Annotated in this window: 13 protein-coding genes; 5 read left to right on the top strand and 8 right to left on the bottom strand. The window is 68.8% G+C overall.

Annotation, left to right across the window (positions count from 1 at the left end; translation table 11 throughout):
• Positions 1 to 25: 25 nt before the first annotated feature.
• From ACXJLU_RS18525 to ACXJLU_RS18495, 7 genes are all read right to left on the bottom strand, one after another.
• Positions 26 to 970 (bottom strand): M48 family metallopeptidase, encoded by a 945-nt coding sequence (locus ACXJLU_RS18525; protein ID WP_457333431.1) that lies wholly within the window; start codon positions 968 to 970, stop codon positions 26 to 28.
• 28 nt (positions 971 to 998) lie between these two features.
• Positions 999 to 1,739 carry a lysophospholipid acyltransferase family protein gene (locus tag ACXJLU_RS18520; RefSeq protein WP_457333429.1) on the bottom strand — a complete coding sequence of 247 codons (741 nt, stop codon included), beginning with the start codon at positions 1,737 to 1,739 and terminating at the stop codon, positions 999 to 1,001.
• Positions 1,739 to 2,347: a D-glycero-beta-D-manno-heptose 1,7-bisphosphate 7-phosphatase gene (gene gmhB, locus ACXJLU_RS18515; protein WP_083613868.1), complete on the bottom strand. Its 609-nt coding sequence runs from the start codon at positions 2,345 to 2,347 to the stop codon at positions 1,739 to 1,741. The genes ACXJLU_RS18520 and gmhB overlap by 1 nt, the downstream gene beginning before the upstream one ends.
• A 38-nt stretch (positions 2,348 to 2,385) precedes the next feature.
• Positions 2,386 to 4,482 (bottom strand): glycine--tRNA ligase subunit beta, encoded by a 2,097-nt coding sequence (gene glyS / locus ACXJLU_RS18510; protein ID WP_457333427.1) that lies wholly within the window; start codon positions 4,480 to 4,482, stop codon positions 2,386 to 2,388.
• A 3-nt stretch (positions 4,483 to 4,485) separates the two neighbouring features.
• Complete coding sequence (glyQ, locus tag ACXJLU_RS18505) at positions 4,486 to 5,406, bottom strand: glycine--tRNA ligase subunit alpha (RefSeq protein ID WP_457333425.1); 921 nt, start codon at positions 5,404 to 5,406, stop codon at positions 4,486 to 4,488.
• 67 nt (positions 5,407 to 5,473) lie between these two features.
• Positions 5,474 to 6,979 carry an apolipoprotein N-acyltransferase gene (lnt, locus tag ACXJLU_RS18500; RefSeq protein ID WP_457333460.1) on the bottom strand — a complete coding sequence of 502 codons (1,506 nt, stop codon included), beginning with the start codon at positions 6,977 to 6,979 and terminating at the stop codon, positions 5,474 to 5,476.
• Between the two features lie 79 nt (positions 6,980 to 7,058).
• Positions 7,059 to 7,952 (bottom strand): CorC family transporter, encoded by an 894-nt coding sequence (locus ACXJLU_RS18495; protein ID WP_073463104.1) that lies wholly within the window; start codon positions 7,950 to 7,952, stop codon positions 7,059 to 7,061.
• A 137-nt stretch (positions 7,953 to 8,089) separates the two neighbouring features.
• On the opposite strand from ACXJLU_RS18495, the gene ACXJLU_RS18490 reads away from it, so the two are divergent.
• From ACXJLU_RS18490 to hslU, 5 genes are all read left to right on the top strand, one after another.
• Positions 8,090 to 9,145, top strand: coding sequence for a CobW family GTP-binding protein (locus ACXJLU_RS18490; protein WP_457333423.1), 1,056 nt, complete (start codon positions 8,090 to 8,092; stop codon positions 9,143 to 9,145).
• Between the two features lie 204 nt (positions 9,146 to 9,349).
• Complete coding sequence (gene dksA / locus ACXJLU_RS18485) at positions 9,350 to 10,159, top strand: RNA polymerase-binding protein DksA (protein WP_457333421.1); 810 nt, start codon at positions 9,350 to 9,352, stop codon at positions 10,157 to 10,159.
• 30 nt (positions 10,160 to 10,189) lie between these two features.
• Complete coding sequence (locus tag ACXJLU_RS18480) at positions 10,190 to 11,902, top strand: STAS domain-containing protein (protein ID WP_073463098.1); 1,713 nt, start codon at positions 10,190 to 10,192, stop codon at positions 11,900 to 11,902.
• A gap of 57 nt (positions 11,903 to 11,959) precedes the next feature.
• Complete coding sequence (gene hslV / locus ACXJLU_RS18475; RefSeq protein ID WP_073463097.1) at positions 11,960 to 12,508, top strand: ATP-dependent protease subunit HslV; 549 nt, start codon at positions 11,960 to 11,962, stop codon at positions 12,506 to 12,508.
• A complete protein-coding gene (hslU, locus tag ACXJLU_RS18470; RefSeq protein ID WP_457333419.1) occupies positions 12,505 to 13,857 on the top strand; it encodes an ATP-dependent protease ATPase subunit HslU in 1,353 nt (450 codons plus the stop codon). The genes hslV and hslU overlap by 4 nt, the downstream gene beginning before the upstream one ends.
• On the opposite strand, the gene ACXJLU_RS18465 is transcribed toward hslU, so the two are convergent.
• Complete coding sequence (locus tag ACXJLU_RS18465) at positions 13,845 to 14,783, bottom strand: AraC family transcriptional regulator (protein ID WP_457333417.1); 939 nt, start codon at positions 14,781 to 14,783, stop codon at positions 13,845 to 13,847. The two genes, hslU and ACXJLU_RS18465, sit on opposite strands and share 13 nt — an antisense overlap.
• Between the last annotated feature and the right edge of the window lie 6 nt (positions 14,784 to 14,789).

Raw genomic sequence — 14,789 nt, 5'->3', positions numbered from 1 at the left:
CAGCGGGGGATTGTGCCCGCGCCGTTCAATCGAACACGGGCAGCGCGTCGTCCTTCAGCGTGCCCCGCACCTGCTCGAAGTCCGGCATCACCGAACGCACCACGTCCCAGAAGCGCGGGCTGTGGTTCATCTCGCGCAGGTGCGCCAGCTCGTGCGCGACGACGTAGTCGATGCTGGGCATCGCGAAATGGATCAGCCGCCAGTTCAGCCGGATGCGGCCGTCGGCGCTGGCGCTGCCCCAGCGCGTCTGCGCCGACGACAGGCTCAGCCGCGTGTAGCGCACGTTCAGCTGCGCCGCGAAATGCCGGCAGCGGTCTTCGAAGATGCGCCGCGCCTGGCGCTGCAGCCAGCTCTGCACCGCGTCGCGGATCTGCTCGGGCGTGGCCGTCTGCGGCAGGCCCACGTGCAGCGTCAGCCGCGGCACGCCGGGCAGCGCCGCGGCATCGGTGTTCAGGATCGCGCCGGTGGCGCGCGAATCGAGCACGATGATCACCGTCTCGCCGAGAAACGGGATGCCGGTGCCGTCGCGCCAGTCGACCTTGGCCGCCTGCAGCCGCTGCCCGCGCTGCTGCTGCTCGACCAGCTTGCGCAGGATCCAGCCGGCCTTCTCGCGCAGCGCGGCCTCGATGTCCTGCTGGCCGACCCACTTCGGCGCCGCGACGCTCAGCCCGTCGGTGCCGACGACGAAGCCGATGCTCTGGCGGCGCGCACGCCGCAGCGCGTAGCCGACGAGGTGCTCGTTCAGGCGGATCTCGCGCTGCGCCTGCGGATGGCGGAAGACGGCGGGCTGGAGATTGGACACCGCAGGCGCGGCGACGGGCGGCGGTGCCGCAGGGGCCTCGGACACCGGTGGACGCAACGGCGTGCGCGGCAGCGAGGGCCAGAGGGAGGGGGAAGAGGACACCGACGCAGGCGACTCATCGAACAGCGAGAGCTGTGATTCTTCGGGGCCCGGCGCATGTCGAGTCATGGGCCGCGATTGTAGAGGCGGGCTGCGACTACTGTGCGTACGCCTCGGGGTCGATGCGCCGCATCTCGCCTTCGATCCAGGCCTCGACCTCGCGCATCAGCTCATCGGCCTCGCGCCCGGCCGGCGCGATCGGCTTGCCGATCGACACGGTGACCAGGCCCGGGCGGATCAGGAACGACTTGCGCGGCCAGCAGCGTGCCGAGCTGACGGCGATCGGCACCAGCGCCGCGCCGGTCGCCACCGCCAGGCGCGTCGCGCCGGTCTTGTAGGTGCCCTGCTGGCCGCGCGCGATGCGCGTGCCCTCGGGGAACATGATCACCCAGTTGCCCTGCGCCATGAAGCGCTTGCCCTGCTCGGCCACGCGCGACCAGGCCTCGGTGCGCTTGCTGCGGTCGATGTGCACCATGTCGAGCCGCGCCATCGCCCAGCCGAAGAACGGGATGTACAGCAGCTCGCGCTTGAACACGTAGCACAGCGGGCGCGGCATCAGCGTCGGGAACGCGAAGGTCTCCCAGGTCGACTGGTGCTTGGGGCACAGGATGGCCGGGCCGTCGGGCAGGTTCTCCATGCCTTGCACGCGGTAGCGCACGCCGCAGATGAAGCGGCAGCCGGTGATCGCGATGCGCAGCCAGAAGGTGGTGAACCAGAACAGCGGCGTGCCGCGGATGAAGATCGACGCGATCAGCGAGAACACCGCCCACGGGATCACGGTCGCGGCCATCCACAGCACGAACAGCAGCGAACGCAGCGCCGCAATGAATTTCGACATCAATCGAGCCTTCCGAATCCGGAGTCGGTCTTGCCGGAGGCGCCGCGCAGCGTGCGCTCCTGCTGGATCATGTATTGGGCGAACGCCGTCAGGTCGTCATGCACCTGCAGGCCGGGCACCTTGGCGTGCAGTTGCGCGAGCTGCGCGTCGTCGAGCGCGCGGCTCTTGCCGGTGCGCACCAAGTGCGGCGGGCAGCCGGCCGCGACCGCCGCCTCGAGGTCGCGCAGCGAATCGCCGACCACCGGCACGCCCTTCAGGTCGACGCCGAAGCGCTCGCCGATCTGCAGGTACAGGCCGGGCAGCGGCTTGCGGCAATCGCACTGGTCTTCGGGCGTGTGCGGGCAGAAGAACACCGCGCTGATGCGCCCGCCGACGCGCGCGAGCTGCACGTTCATCTTCGCGTGCATCAGGTTCAGCGTGGCCATGTCGAACAGGCCGCGGCCGAGCCCCGACTGGTTGGTCGCGATCACCGTCTGCCAGCCGGCATGGTTGAGCCGCGCGATCGCCTCGAGCGCACCGGGCATCGGCACCCATTCGTCGACCGTCTTGACGAAATCGTCGCGGTCTTCGTTGATGGTGCCGTCGCGGTCGAGGATGATCAGGTTCATGGCGTCGGACCTCGGTGGACGTGCTTCGCGCGGCATGATCAGACGGCGAGCCGGGAGAGGTCGGCGACGCGGTTCATCGCACTGCGCAGGATCGCCAGCAGGCCGAGCCGGTTGACGCGGATCTTCGGATCTTCGGCGTTCACCATCACCTGGTCGAAGAACGCGTCGACCGGCGCCTTCAGCGCCGCGAGCGCCTGCAGCGACGCGGTGAAGTCGCGCCGGTCGAATGCTGGCCGGGCGATCCGCTCGATGTCGACCAGCGCGGCGTGCAGCGCCTTCTCGGCCGGGTCGGTCAACAGCGCCGCATCGACCTGCTCGAGCACCTCGCCGTCGGCCTTCTTCAGGATGTTGCTGACCCGCTTGTTGGCGGCGGCCAGCGATTCGGACTCGGGCAGCGCCGCGAACGCACGCACGGCGGCCAGCTTCTTGCCGACATCGCCGAGTTCCTTCGGGCGCAGCGACAGCACGGCATCGACCTGCTGCGCGGTGGCGCCCTGCTCGCGCAACACGCCGGCCAGGCGCTCGTAGATGAAGTCGCTCAGCGCGGGGGTGGCGTCGGTGATCTTGTCGCCGAAGACACCGGCTGCGTCGCGCAGCAGCTTGTCGAGCGGGATCGCGAGCTGGCGCTCGGTCAGCAGCCGGATCACGCCGAGCGCGTGGCGACGCAGCGCGAAGGGGTCCTTGTCACCGGTGGGCAACTGGCCGATGCCGAACAGGCCGACCAGCGTCTCGAGCTTGTCGGCCAGCGCGACGATCTCGCCGACCTGGCCGCGTGGCAGTTCGTCGCCGGCGAAGCGCGGCTTGTAGTGGTCCTCGACCCCTAGCGCGACCTCGTCGGTCTCGCCATCGTGGCGGGCGTAGTAGCCGCCCATGATCCCTTGCAGCTCGGGGAACTCGCCGACCATGTCGGTCAGCAGGTCGGCCTTGGCCAGCAGCGCGGCGCGGTCGGCCTGCACCGCATCGGCGCCCACCTGCTTCGCGATGCCGGCGGCGATCGCCCGCACCCGCTTGACCCGCTCACCCTGCGAGCCCAGCTTGCCGTGGTAGACCACCTTGTCGAGCCCGCCGACCCGATCGGCCAGCGCCTTCTTGCGGTCCTGGTCGAAGAAGAACTTCGCATCGGCCAGCCGCGGGCGCACCACGCGCTCGTTGCCGCCGGTCACCCGGCTCGCATCGGCCGGCCGGATGTTGCTGACGACCAGGAACTGGTTGGTCAGCTTGCCGGCCGCGTCGAGCAGCGGGAAGTACTTCTGGTTGGCCTTCATCGTCAGGATCAGGCATTCCTGCGGCACGTCGAGGAACTCCGGCTCGAAGCGGCACAGCAGCACGTTCGGCCGCTCGACCAGCGCCGTCACTTCGTCGAGCAGCGCGGCATCGTCGATCGGCTGCAGGCCCTGCTGCTTCGCCGCATGGTCGAGCTGGCGCACGATCTCGGCATGGCGGGCCGCGAAGCTCGCGATCACCGCGCCCTGCTCTTCGAGCTGGCGCGCGTAGTGGTCAGCATCCAGCAGCACCACCGGCTCGATCGCCGCTTCGAAGCGGTGGCCGCGCGTCTCGCGGCCGGAGCTGAGGCCCAGCACCTGCAGCGGCACCACGTCGGCCCCGTGCAGCGCGACCAGCCCGTGCGCCGGGCGCACGAAGTTCACGCTGGTCCAGCCGTCAGCCAGCTGGTACTGCATCACCTTGCGGATCGGCAGGCCGGCCAGTGCTTCATCGAGCGCCTGCTGCAGGCCTTCGGCGAGCATCGGGCCCTTGACGAGGCTGTCGTAGAACAGCGCCTCGGCCTTGCCGTCGGGCTGGCGCTTCAGCTGCGGCAGCACCGACGCATCGGCACCGACGCTCGCGAGCTTCTTCAGCAGCGCCGGCGTGGCCTGGCCGTCGGCCGTCAGGCCCACGCTGACCGGCATCAGCTTCAGCGACACCGCGCGGTCGTCGGCCTGCGCGCGCACCGCGCTCACGTGCACCGCGAGGCGCCGCGGCGTCGCGTACGGGGTGGTGGCGGAATGCTCGGTGGCCAGGCCGCGCGTCTTGAGCCCGGCGAACAGCGTCGCGGCGAAGGCCTCGCCGAAGCGCTTCAGGTCCTTCGGCGGCAGTTCCTCGACGAACAGCTCGACCAGCAGGTTCTTGTGGCTCATCGCTCAGGCCGCCTTCTTCTTGTTCAGTTGCTCGATCACTTCGTCGGCCCAGCCTTTGGGCGCCATCGGGAACCCGAGGCGGGCGCGGCTGTCGAGGTAGCTCTTCGCGACGGCGCGCGCCAGCGTGCGGATGCGGCCGATGTAGGCGGCGCGCTCGGTCACGCTGATCGCGCCGCGCGCGTCCAGCAGGTTGAAGGTGTGGCCGGCCTTCAGCACCTGTTCATAGGCGGGCAGCGCGAGCTGCTGCGCCATCAGGTAGGTGGCCTGCTTCTCGTGCGCGGCGAAGGCCGTCAGCAGGAAATCGACGTCGCTGTGCTCGAAGTTGTAGGTGCTCTGCTCGATCTCGTTCTGCAGGTAGACGTCGCCGTAGCTGAGCGTGTCGGTCCATTGCAGGTTGTAGACGTTGTCGACGCCCTGCAGGTACATCGCCAGGCGCTCCAGCCCGTAGGTGATCTCGCCGGTGATCGGCTTGCAGTCGATGCCGCCGACCTGCTGGAAGTAGGTGAACTGCGTGACCTCCATGCCGTTCAGCCAGACCTCCCAGCCCAGGCCCCAGCAGCCGAGCGTCGGGTTCTCCCAGTCGTCCTCGACGAAGCGCACGTCGTTGGCCTTCAGGTCGAAGCCGAGCGCTTCGAGCGAGCCGAGGTACAGCTCGAGGATGTTGGCCGGCGCGGGCTTCAGCACGACCTGGTATTGGTAGTAGTGCTGCAGGCGGTTCGGGTTCTGGCCGTAGCGGCCGTCCTTCGGGCGGCGGCTGGGCTGCACGTAGGCGGCCTTCCAGGGTTCCGGGCCCAGCGCGCGCAGGAAGGTGGCGGTGTGGCTGGTGCCGGCGCCGACCTCCATGTCGTACGGCTGCAGCAGCGCGCAGCCCTGGCGGTCCCAGTAGTCTTGCAGGCGCAGGATGATTTGCTGGAAGGTCAGCATATGGACTCGAAAGTGGAAGAGGCGTCGCGCCCGGTGAACGCGGAAGGGGCGATTTTAGAGGGTGGTGCTACGAACGGCGCAGGGGCACGACGATCAGCAACGACAGGATCGCGCCGGCCAGCAAGGGCCACAGCCACCACCGCGCCGCCCAGCTCGCGTACGGCGTCATGCCCTGGCGGCCCTCGACCGGTGCCTGCAGCACGCCCATCGTCAGCGGCGGCAGCTGGTGCGTGACGCGCCCGGTGTGGTCGATCACCGCCGTCACGCCGGTGTTGGTCGCGCGCAGCATCGGCCGCTGGAACTCGAGCGCCCGCATGCGCGAGATGTTCAGGTGCTGCGCCAGCGCGATGGTGTCGCCGAACCAGCCGATGTTGCTGATGTTCGCGAAGATCGTCGGCGCCCGCTCGGGCTCGCGGAAATGCGCCGCCAGCTCCTCGCCGAACAAGTCCTCGTAGCAGATGTTCGGCGCGACGCGCTGGCCCTTGACCTCGAACGACGGCGCCCCCACCGGCCCGCGGTTGAAGTCGCCGAGCGGAATGTTCATCAACTCGGTGAACCAGCGGAAGCCGGTCGGGATGAACTCGCCGAACGGCACCAGGTGGTGCTTGTCGTAGCGGTAGAAGCCGCCCGGCCACTTCGCGGTCTCGCGCGACAGCCCGACCGCCGAGTTGGTGTAGCCAGCCTCGAAGCTGCCGAGCGGCACGCCGATCAGCGCCGCCCGGTCGCCGCGCTGGAAGCCGGCGGCCAGCGCCGCCCAGTAGCCTTCGGGCAACTGGTCGGGCAACAGCGGCACGATGGTCTCGGGCGCGAGCACCAGGTCGCCACGCGCCGACTGCAGCGTCGCCGTGGCCCAGGCCAGCGCCTGCGGCAGCTTCTCTTCGGCGAACTTCTCGTCCTGCGCGACGTTCGACTGCAGCAGCGACAGCTGCAGGATGCCGTTGCCGCGGGTGAAACCGACCGGCTGCATGACGGCCAGGCCGCCCACCACCGCCACTGCGGTGATCGCGCCCAGCCCGCCCGGGCCGATGCCGCTGCGGAACCCGATCACCGCCAGCGCGCCCACCAGCGCCGACACCCAGCCGATGCCGTACACGCCGACCCAAGGCGCCAGGTGCGCGAGCGGGCTGTCGACATGCGAATAGCCCGAGGCCGCCCACGGGAAGCCGGTGAACAGCAGCCCGCGCGCCAGCTCGGCCAGCAGCCAGCAGGCCGCGAACACCAACGCATCGACGACCAGGTGGTTGCGCCGCAACAAGCCGAACACCCCCATCGCCAGCGCGAAGTACAGCGCCAGGACGGCCGACAGCGCCAGCACCGCGGCCACCGCCATCCAGCCCGGCAGGCCGCCGTAGCGGTGCATGCTGATGTAGAGCCAGAAGGTGCCGGCCACGAACCAGGCGGTCGCGAAGGCCCAGCCGAGCAGCGCCGCCCGGCGCGGCGAGGCCCGGCTGACCCGGAACGCGAGCCCGGCGACCGCCAGCAGCTGCAGCACCCAGGCGTGCGTGTAAGTGGCGGCCAGGCTGTGCACCCCGCCGAGCACCAGCACCAGCAGCAGGTCCAGGCCGAGGAACATGTTGTCGGACGCCCCGGCCACGTGGCGGCCGTCACGGCGACCGAGACCGGGGCGGGGGGCCGGCGCCTGCGGCACCGCCCTAGGCACCGTCTTCACCCACGGCGGCCTCGGGCGCGCGCGTCACCTTGAACCAGCGCACCGCGCCACCGCGCGTCAGCATCACCGTGAAGACCAGGCTGCCGACGGTCACCGCCTCGCCGCGGCGCGGCACCCGGCCGAGTTCCTGGGCCACCAGGCCACCGATGGTGTCGAAATCGTCGAGCGGCAGCACCTCGCCGAACGAGTCGTTGACGGCCTCGATCGTCGTGTCGCCGGCCACCCGGTGGCTGCCGTCGGCCAGCGTGTAGATGCCGGATTCGCCGTCTTTCTCGTCGAATTCGTCCTCGATCTCGCCGACGATCTCTTCCAGCACGTCCTCGATCGTAATCAGCCCGGCGGTGTTGCCGAACTCGTCGATCACGATCGCCAGGTGGTTGCGGTTGGAGCGGAAATCGCGCAGCAGCTCGTTCAGGCCCTTCGATTCGGGCACGAACACCGCCGGGCGCAGCAGCGTGCGCAGGTTCAGCTCGGGCGCGCGCTGCAGCTTCAGCAGGTCTTTCGCCATCAGCGTGCCGACGATGTTGTCGCGCTGGCCCTCGAAGACCGGGAAGCGGGAGTGGCCGGTGTCGATCACCAGCGCCAGCAACTCGTCGTAGGGGGCCTCGATGTCGAGCAGGTCCATGCGCGGGGCGGCCACCATCGCGTCGCCGGCGGTCAGGTCGGCCATGCGGATGACGCCCTCGAGCATCATCCGCGACTCGGGCGCGATCACCTCGCGGTTCTCCGCGTCGGCCAGCGTCGAGATCAGCTCGTCCTTGGAGTCGGGGCCGGGGGACATGAATTCCATCAGCCGCTCGAACAGGCCGCGCTTGTCCGTGGGGGCGGGGTGCTTGTCAGCGCCTCTGGAAGATCGACTCGGGTGGGGGTCTGACATCGCGCCGGGGGCGAAGAGTTCGTAGGGGCAAAAGCTTACTCGAAGCAGGGAGTCACACGGGGTTGACACATCTGATACCTTGAACAAAAGTTTTTCGGCCGCATCTGGCCCGCTTCCTCGTCAAGGACCGACATCCCATGAGCCTCATCCCCGCCACCATCCTGACCGGCTTCCTCGGCTCGGGCAAGACCACGCTGCTGAAGCGCGTGCTCACCGAAGCGCACGGCCAGAAGATCGCCGTGATCGAGAACGAGTTCGGCGACGAGAACATCGACAACGAGATCCTGGTGCAGGACACCCAGGAGCAGATCATCCAGCTGAACAACGGCTGCGTCTGCTGCACGATCCGCGAAGACCTGCGCACCACGCTGAACGACCTGGCCGAGAAGCGCCGCAAGGGCGAACTGAGCTTCGACCGCGTCGTGATCGAGACCACCGGCCTGGCCGACCCGGGCCCGGTCGCCCAGACCTTCTTCATGGACGACGAGATCGCCGAAAGCTACCTGCTGGACTCGATCCTGACCCTGGTCGACGCCAAGCACGCCGAATCGCAGCTCGACACCCGCCAGGAGGCGCGCCGCCAGATCGGCTTCGCCGACCAGATCTTCATCAGCAAGACCGACCTGGTCGACGCCCCGACGGTCGATGCGCTGATCCACCGCATCAAGCACATGAACCCGCGCGCCCCGCAACGCAAGGTTCACTTCGGCGAGGTGCCGCTGGCCGAGGTGTTCGACCTGCGCGGCTTCAATCTGAATGCCAAGCTGGACATCGACCCCGATTTCCTGAAGGCCGACGATCACGGCCATCACGACCACGATCACCATGGCCACGACCATGATCATGACCACGAGCACGGCGAGCACTGCGACCACCCGCACCACCACGCCCATGACGACGACGTGAAGTCGTTCGTGTTCCGCTCCGACCGGGCGTTCAACCCGGCCAAGCTGGAGGATTTCCTGGGCGCGATCGTGCAGGTCTACGGCCCGAAGATGCTGCGCTACAAGGGCGTGCTGAACATGAAGGGCAGCGACAAGAAGGTGATCTTCCAGGGCGTGCACCAGCTGATGGGCAGCGACCTGGGCCCGGCCTGGGCGAAGGGCGAGAAGAAGACCAGCAAGATGGTGTTCATCGGCCTGGACCTGCCGCGGGAAATCTTTCTGCAGGGGCTGGAGCAGTGCCTCGTCTGATTCTGTCGAAAAACCCGTTGAGCTGGAAAACAACGTGGCTACAATCCGCGGCGCCCAAGTTTGGCTGCGGGGTGAATGCCCACCCCACAGAGCGGGTATAACCGCCGTTGCGAGGAGATCTCAGTGACAAAGACCCCGGCCCAGCCAGCAACACCATCCAAGCCAGCGGCCAAGAAGCCGACGACACCGGTCGCGAAGACCACCGTGAAGCCGGCCGCCAAGGCACCGGCCAAGGCCGCCCCTGCGCCGAAGGCGCCGGCGAGCAAAGCCGCACCTGCCGCCAAGCCGGCGGCGAAGGCGGCGCATGCGCCGGCCGCTGCGGCGGCCAAGCCGGTCGCCAAGGCGGCTGCGGCAACCGCGGCCCCTGCGCCGAAGCCGGTGGTCGTGAAGCCGCCGCCCGCTCCCAAGCTTTCCGCCGCGGCCCGGGCATCGGCCGCGGCATCGTCCCCGGCCCCCATTCCACCGGCCACGTCCCGTTTTGCCGACCGCTTCGCGCCTCCGAGGCCGCCCACCCGACAGATGAATTCTCTTGTGACCGACATTTCCAAGCACGAACACAAAGCCGACCCCAAGCTGGCCAACGCCTGGAAGAGCAAGCCGGGCGAAGCCCTGACCGACGACGAGCTGCAGGCCATGCCCGACAGCGAGTACATGAACGAGAAGCAGCTGGCGTTCTTCAAGGCGCGCCTGCAGCAGCTGAAAGACGATCTGCTCAGCAACGCCGGCGAAACCACCGAGCATTTGCGCGAAGACACCTCGATCGTCCCCGATCCTGCCGATCGCGCCACCATCGAGGAAGAGCACGCGCTCGAGCTGCGCACGCGTGACCGTGAGCGCAAGCTTCTGAAGAAAATCTCACAGTCGCTGGGCCGCATCGAGGCCGGTGACTACGGTTTCTGCGACGAAACTGGCGAACCGATCGGATTGGGCCGCCTGATCGCACGGCCGACCGCTACACTGTCCCTCGAAGCCCAGCAACGGCGCGAGCTGAAGCAGAAGATGTTCGGCGACTGACATCCCCCTTCGCGCATCCCGTCACCCGACATGTCGGACCAGAAAGACAACACCAGCTTCTTCCGTAAGGTTGTCAAGTTCGTCGCCAACCCGGCCACGGACTGGGCGCAACTCGGCACGCCCACGGAAGAAGCTCGCGAGAGCGAGTACGCGAAGTCCGAACTGAAGGCGATGATCGAGCGCAAGCGGCGCAACGACTTCGTCCGCAAGCGCGAATTCGACATGCTGCGCAAGGTGCGCCGCGAAGGCCTGACCAGCGAACAGCTGGCGGCGCTGGGCGGATCCTCCCGCCTCGATGACTCCGAAGCCCGCATGCAGGACAGCGGCGCGAAGCCGGATGTCGGCGTCAAGGCCAAGATCGACGAGATCGAGCAACAGATGGTCGGCGACGGCCTCGCCTCGCCGTCGCGCCGCCCGCCCTCTTTCTACGATGCGCCGACCCAGCCGGCCGCGATCGGCTATGCGGCCACCGAGCCCGACCAGAGCCGCATCCGCCCCGAACCGGTCCGCGCGAATGGTGCCCCGGCGGCGGTCAAGCCGGCCCGCCCGCCGGCCGGCGCCCCCGCCACCGTCGTGATGGGCGCCGGGCTGTCGCCGTTGTCGCCACTGCATCTCGACATCGCCGGCGGCGACCTGGGCAGCCCGTATGCAGTGGAAGTGAGCGAAGTCGCCCACGACCCCGAACTCGACGAAGCGGTGATCGCGTTCGCGAATGCCGACTTCGAAAGCTGCGAATCGTCGCTGGCGGCGCTCACCGGCCAGGGCGGCCCGCGCGCCCAGCACGCCGAAACCTGGCTCGCGCTGTTCGACCTGTACCGCGCGATCGGCCAGCACCACAAGTTCGAGAGCCTCGCGATCGACTACGCCCAGCAGTTCGGCTGGTCGGCGCCGCAGTGGTTCTCGATGCCCAAGCTGGTGGCCGAGGCCGCCGGCGAAGAACGCCGCCCCAGCTCGCGCATTGACGGCCAGGTCGGCTGGGTGTGCCCGAGCATCGTCGACGCCGACGCGGTCGCGCGGCTGCGTTCGCAGTCGCTGCAGATGCCGCTGCCGTGGGTGTTCGACTGGAGCGCGCTGCAAAGCATCGATGCCGAGGCCTGCGCGCGCATGAGCGAGCTGTTCCGCGGCTGGATCAACGAGCCGCTCGACATGCGCTGGCTCGGCGGCGACCGCCTGATGCAGGTGATCCAGGATGCCGCGCCCACCGGCGTGCGCGATGCCGACCCGGTGTTCTGGCAGCTGCGCCTCGACGCGCTGCGCATGGCCAACCGCGCCGATCAATTCGACGAAGCGGCCATCGACTACTGCGTCACCTACGAGGTGTCCCCGCCGTCGTGGGAAAGCGCGAAGTGCCAGGTGCGCATCAGCGGCTCCAACATGAGCACGCAATCGCCGCCGATGTCGGTGGTGAGCGACGTGTCCACCAGCTTCCTCGAATCGCAGATGCCCGACGAACCGGGCGTGCAGGTCGCGGGGGTCGAACTGTCCGGCCAGCTGGTCGGTGACATCGGTGCCACGCTGACCAAGATGAACGACGAGCTGGGCCATGCCGAGGTCGTCAACGTCTCGTGCGCCCGCCTGATCCGCGTCGACTTCATCGCGGCCGGCGACCTGCTGAACTGGGTGCTGGCACGCCGCGGCGAGAACCGCTCGGTGACCTTCTCCGAAGCACACCGGCTGGTCGCGCTGTTCTTCGGCGCGATGGGCATCAACGAGCACGCGAAGGTCAAGGTTCGGGTGGTCTGAATCCCGGGTCACAATCTTCGGCTTGAAGCCTGCGGCTTCGCCCGAATCTGAGACCCCATGGATCAATACCACGGCACCACCATCCTGAGCGTGCGGCGCGGCAACCTCGTCGCGCTCGGCGGCGACGGCCAGGTCACCCTCGGCAACGTCGTCGTGAAGTCGACGGCCCGCAAGGTGCGCAAGCTCTACCGCGACCAGGTGCTCGCCGGCTTCGCCGGGGCCACCGCCGACGCCTTCACGCTGTTCGAACGCTTCGAGGCCAAGCTCGAGAAACACCAGGGCCACCTGGTGCGCGCTGCGATCGAGCTGACCAAGGATTGGCGCACCGACCGCGTGCTGCGCCGCCTCGAGGCCATGCTGGCGGTGGCCGACAAGGAGGCCTCGCTGATCATCACCGGCAATGGCGACGTGCTGGAGCCCGAGAAAGGCATCGTCGCGATCGGCTCCGGCGGCGCCTACGCGCAGGCCGCCGCCATCGCGCTGCTCGAACACACCGAGTTGGCGCCGCAAGACATCGTCAAGCGCTCGCTCGAGATCGCCGGCGACCTGTGCATCTACACCAACCAGAACCACACGATCGAAATCCTGGGCGAAAGCACCCGATGAGCTCCATGACGCCGCAAGAGATCGTGTCCGAGCTGGACAAGCACATCGTCGGCCAGGCCGGCGCCAAGCGCGCGGTCGCGATCGCGCTGCGCAACCGCTGGCGGCGCCAGCAGGTCGACGGCGCGCTGCGCGGCGAGATCACGCCGAAGAACATCCTGATGATCGGCCCGACCGGCGTCGGCAAGACCGAGATCGCGCGCCGGCTGGCCAAGCTGGCCGATGCGCCGTTCATCAAGGTCGAAGCCACCAAGTTCACCGAGGTCGGCTACGTCGGCAAGGACGTCGACACCATCATCCGCGACCTGGTCGACATGGCCGTCAAGCAGGAGCGCGAGACGCAGATCAAGCGCCAGCGCGTGCGCGCCGAGGACGCCGCCGAAGACCGGGTGCTCGACATCCTGGTGCCGCCGCCGCGCGCCGCGAGCAGCGATTTCGGCCTCGCGCCGCCGACGCCCGCCGCACCGGCGGCCGACAACACCGCCCGCCAGGTGATGCGCAAGCGGCTGCGCGAGGGTGTGCTCGACGACAAGGAGATCGAGATCGAGGTCGCCGACACCAAGCCGACGCTGGACATCATCGGCCCGCCCGGCATGGACGAGATGGCCGAGCAGCTGAAGGGCATGTTCGCGAACCTCGGCCAAGGCAAGCGCAAGCTGCGCAAGCTGAAGATCGGCGAGGCGCTGAAGCTGCTGGTCGACGACGAGGCGGCCAAGCTCGTCAACGAGGACGAGATCAAGACCGCGGCGCTGCACAACACCGAGCAGAACGGCATCGTGTTCCTCGACGAGATCGACAAGGTCGCGTCGCGCAACGAATCGAGCGGCGCCGACGTGTCGCGCCAGGGCGTGCAGCGCGACCTGCTGCCGCTGGTCGAGGGCACCACGGTGAACACCAAGTACGGCATGGTGAAGACCGACCACATCCTGTTCATCGCGTCGGGTGCGTTCCACCTGAGCAAGCCCAGCGACCTGATCCCGGAGCTGCAGGGGCGATTCCCGATCCGCGTCGAGCTGGGCTCGCTGAGCGTCGACGATTTCGAGGCCATCCTGACGCAGACGCACGCAAGCTTGGTCAAACAATATCAGGCGCTGCTCGCGACCGAGGGCGTCACGCTCGAGTTGCGGCCCGACGCGATCCGCCGCCTGGCGCAGATCGCGTTCGACGTCAACGAGCGCACCGAGAACATCGGCGCGCGCCGCCTGTCGACGGTGATGGAGCGCCTGCTCGACGAGGTGAGTTTCGACGCGCCGAAGCTGTCGGGCCAGACGGTGTCGATCGGCGCCGCCGAGGTCGACGCGAAGCTCGGCGAGCTGGCGAAGAACGAAGACCTGTCGCGCTACATCCTCTGAACCTGCGCGGCCGCCTCGCGCCGCCAGGCGCCGGGCGGTCGACCGGTGATGCGCTTGAAGGCCTTGTTGAAGGCCGGCTCGGAGTCGTAGCCCACCTGGGCCGCGATGCCCGCGAGCGGCGCATCGCCGGCGCGCATCAGGCAGCCGGCGCGAAACATCCGCCAGCGCGTCAGGTACTCGAGCGGCGGCTCGCCCACCTTCTGCTTGAAGCGCAGCGCGAAGACCGAGCGCGACAGCCCCGCGGCCGCCGCCAGCTCGTCCACGGTCCAGGCGCGCGCGAGCTCGTGGTGCATGCGGCGCAAGGCGGTGCCGATGCGCCGATCGGCCAACGCGCTCAGCCAATTCGCACCGGCCGCGTCGTCCGCTGCGAGCGCCTGCGCATGCGACCTCACCGCATGCACGAACAGGATGTCGGCGAGCCGGCTGATCACGGTGCCCGAGCCGAGCGCCGGCGTGCCGGTTTCGACGGCGAGCATCTGCAGCGTCGCCTGCAGCAGCTGGCTGCGGTCGTCGTCGAGCCGTGCGAGCAGCAACGTCGGGATCAGCTCGACCAGCGGCGTCGCCGCCAGCGCATCGAAGTCGAACCAGCCGGTGATCACGGTGGCCGGCGCGCCACCGCCGCCGAGCGTCACGACGCCGCCGACATGGTCGCGCACCGTCTCGCTGCACGATCGCGTCGCGGAACCCGGCGCGTCGCTCAGCACGTAGCGCGAGCCGCGCAGCATCACGAAGCAATCGCCCGCGGCCAGCGCGACCGGCGTTCCGGTGCCCTCCAGCCGCAGCAAGGCGCTGCCGCGCACGACGAGCCCGAAGCGTGCCATGCGGCCGGCCGCGAAATCCAGGCCCCAGGGCGCGCTCAGCTCAAGCCGTGCATACAGCGCGCTGCGCACCCGCATCGCGGCAAAGATGTCATCGAGAGGATCCATCGCAGC

This window comes from Rhizobacter sp. P5_C2 (assembly GCF_054049715.1).
The sequence above is the reverse complement of the archived record's forward strand: the minus strand, read 5'-3'. Positions and strand labels throughout refer to the sequence as shown.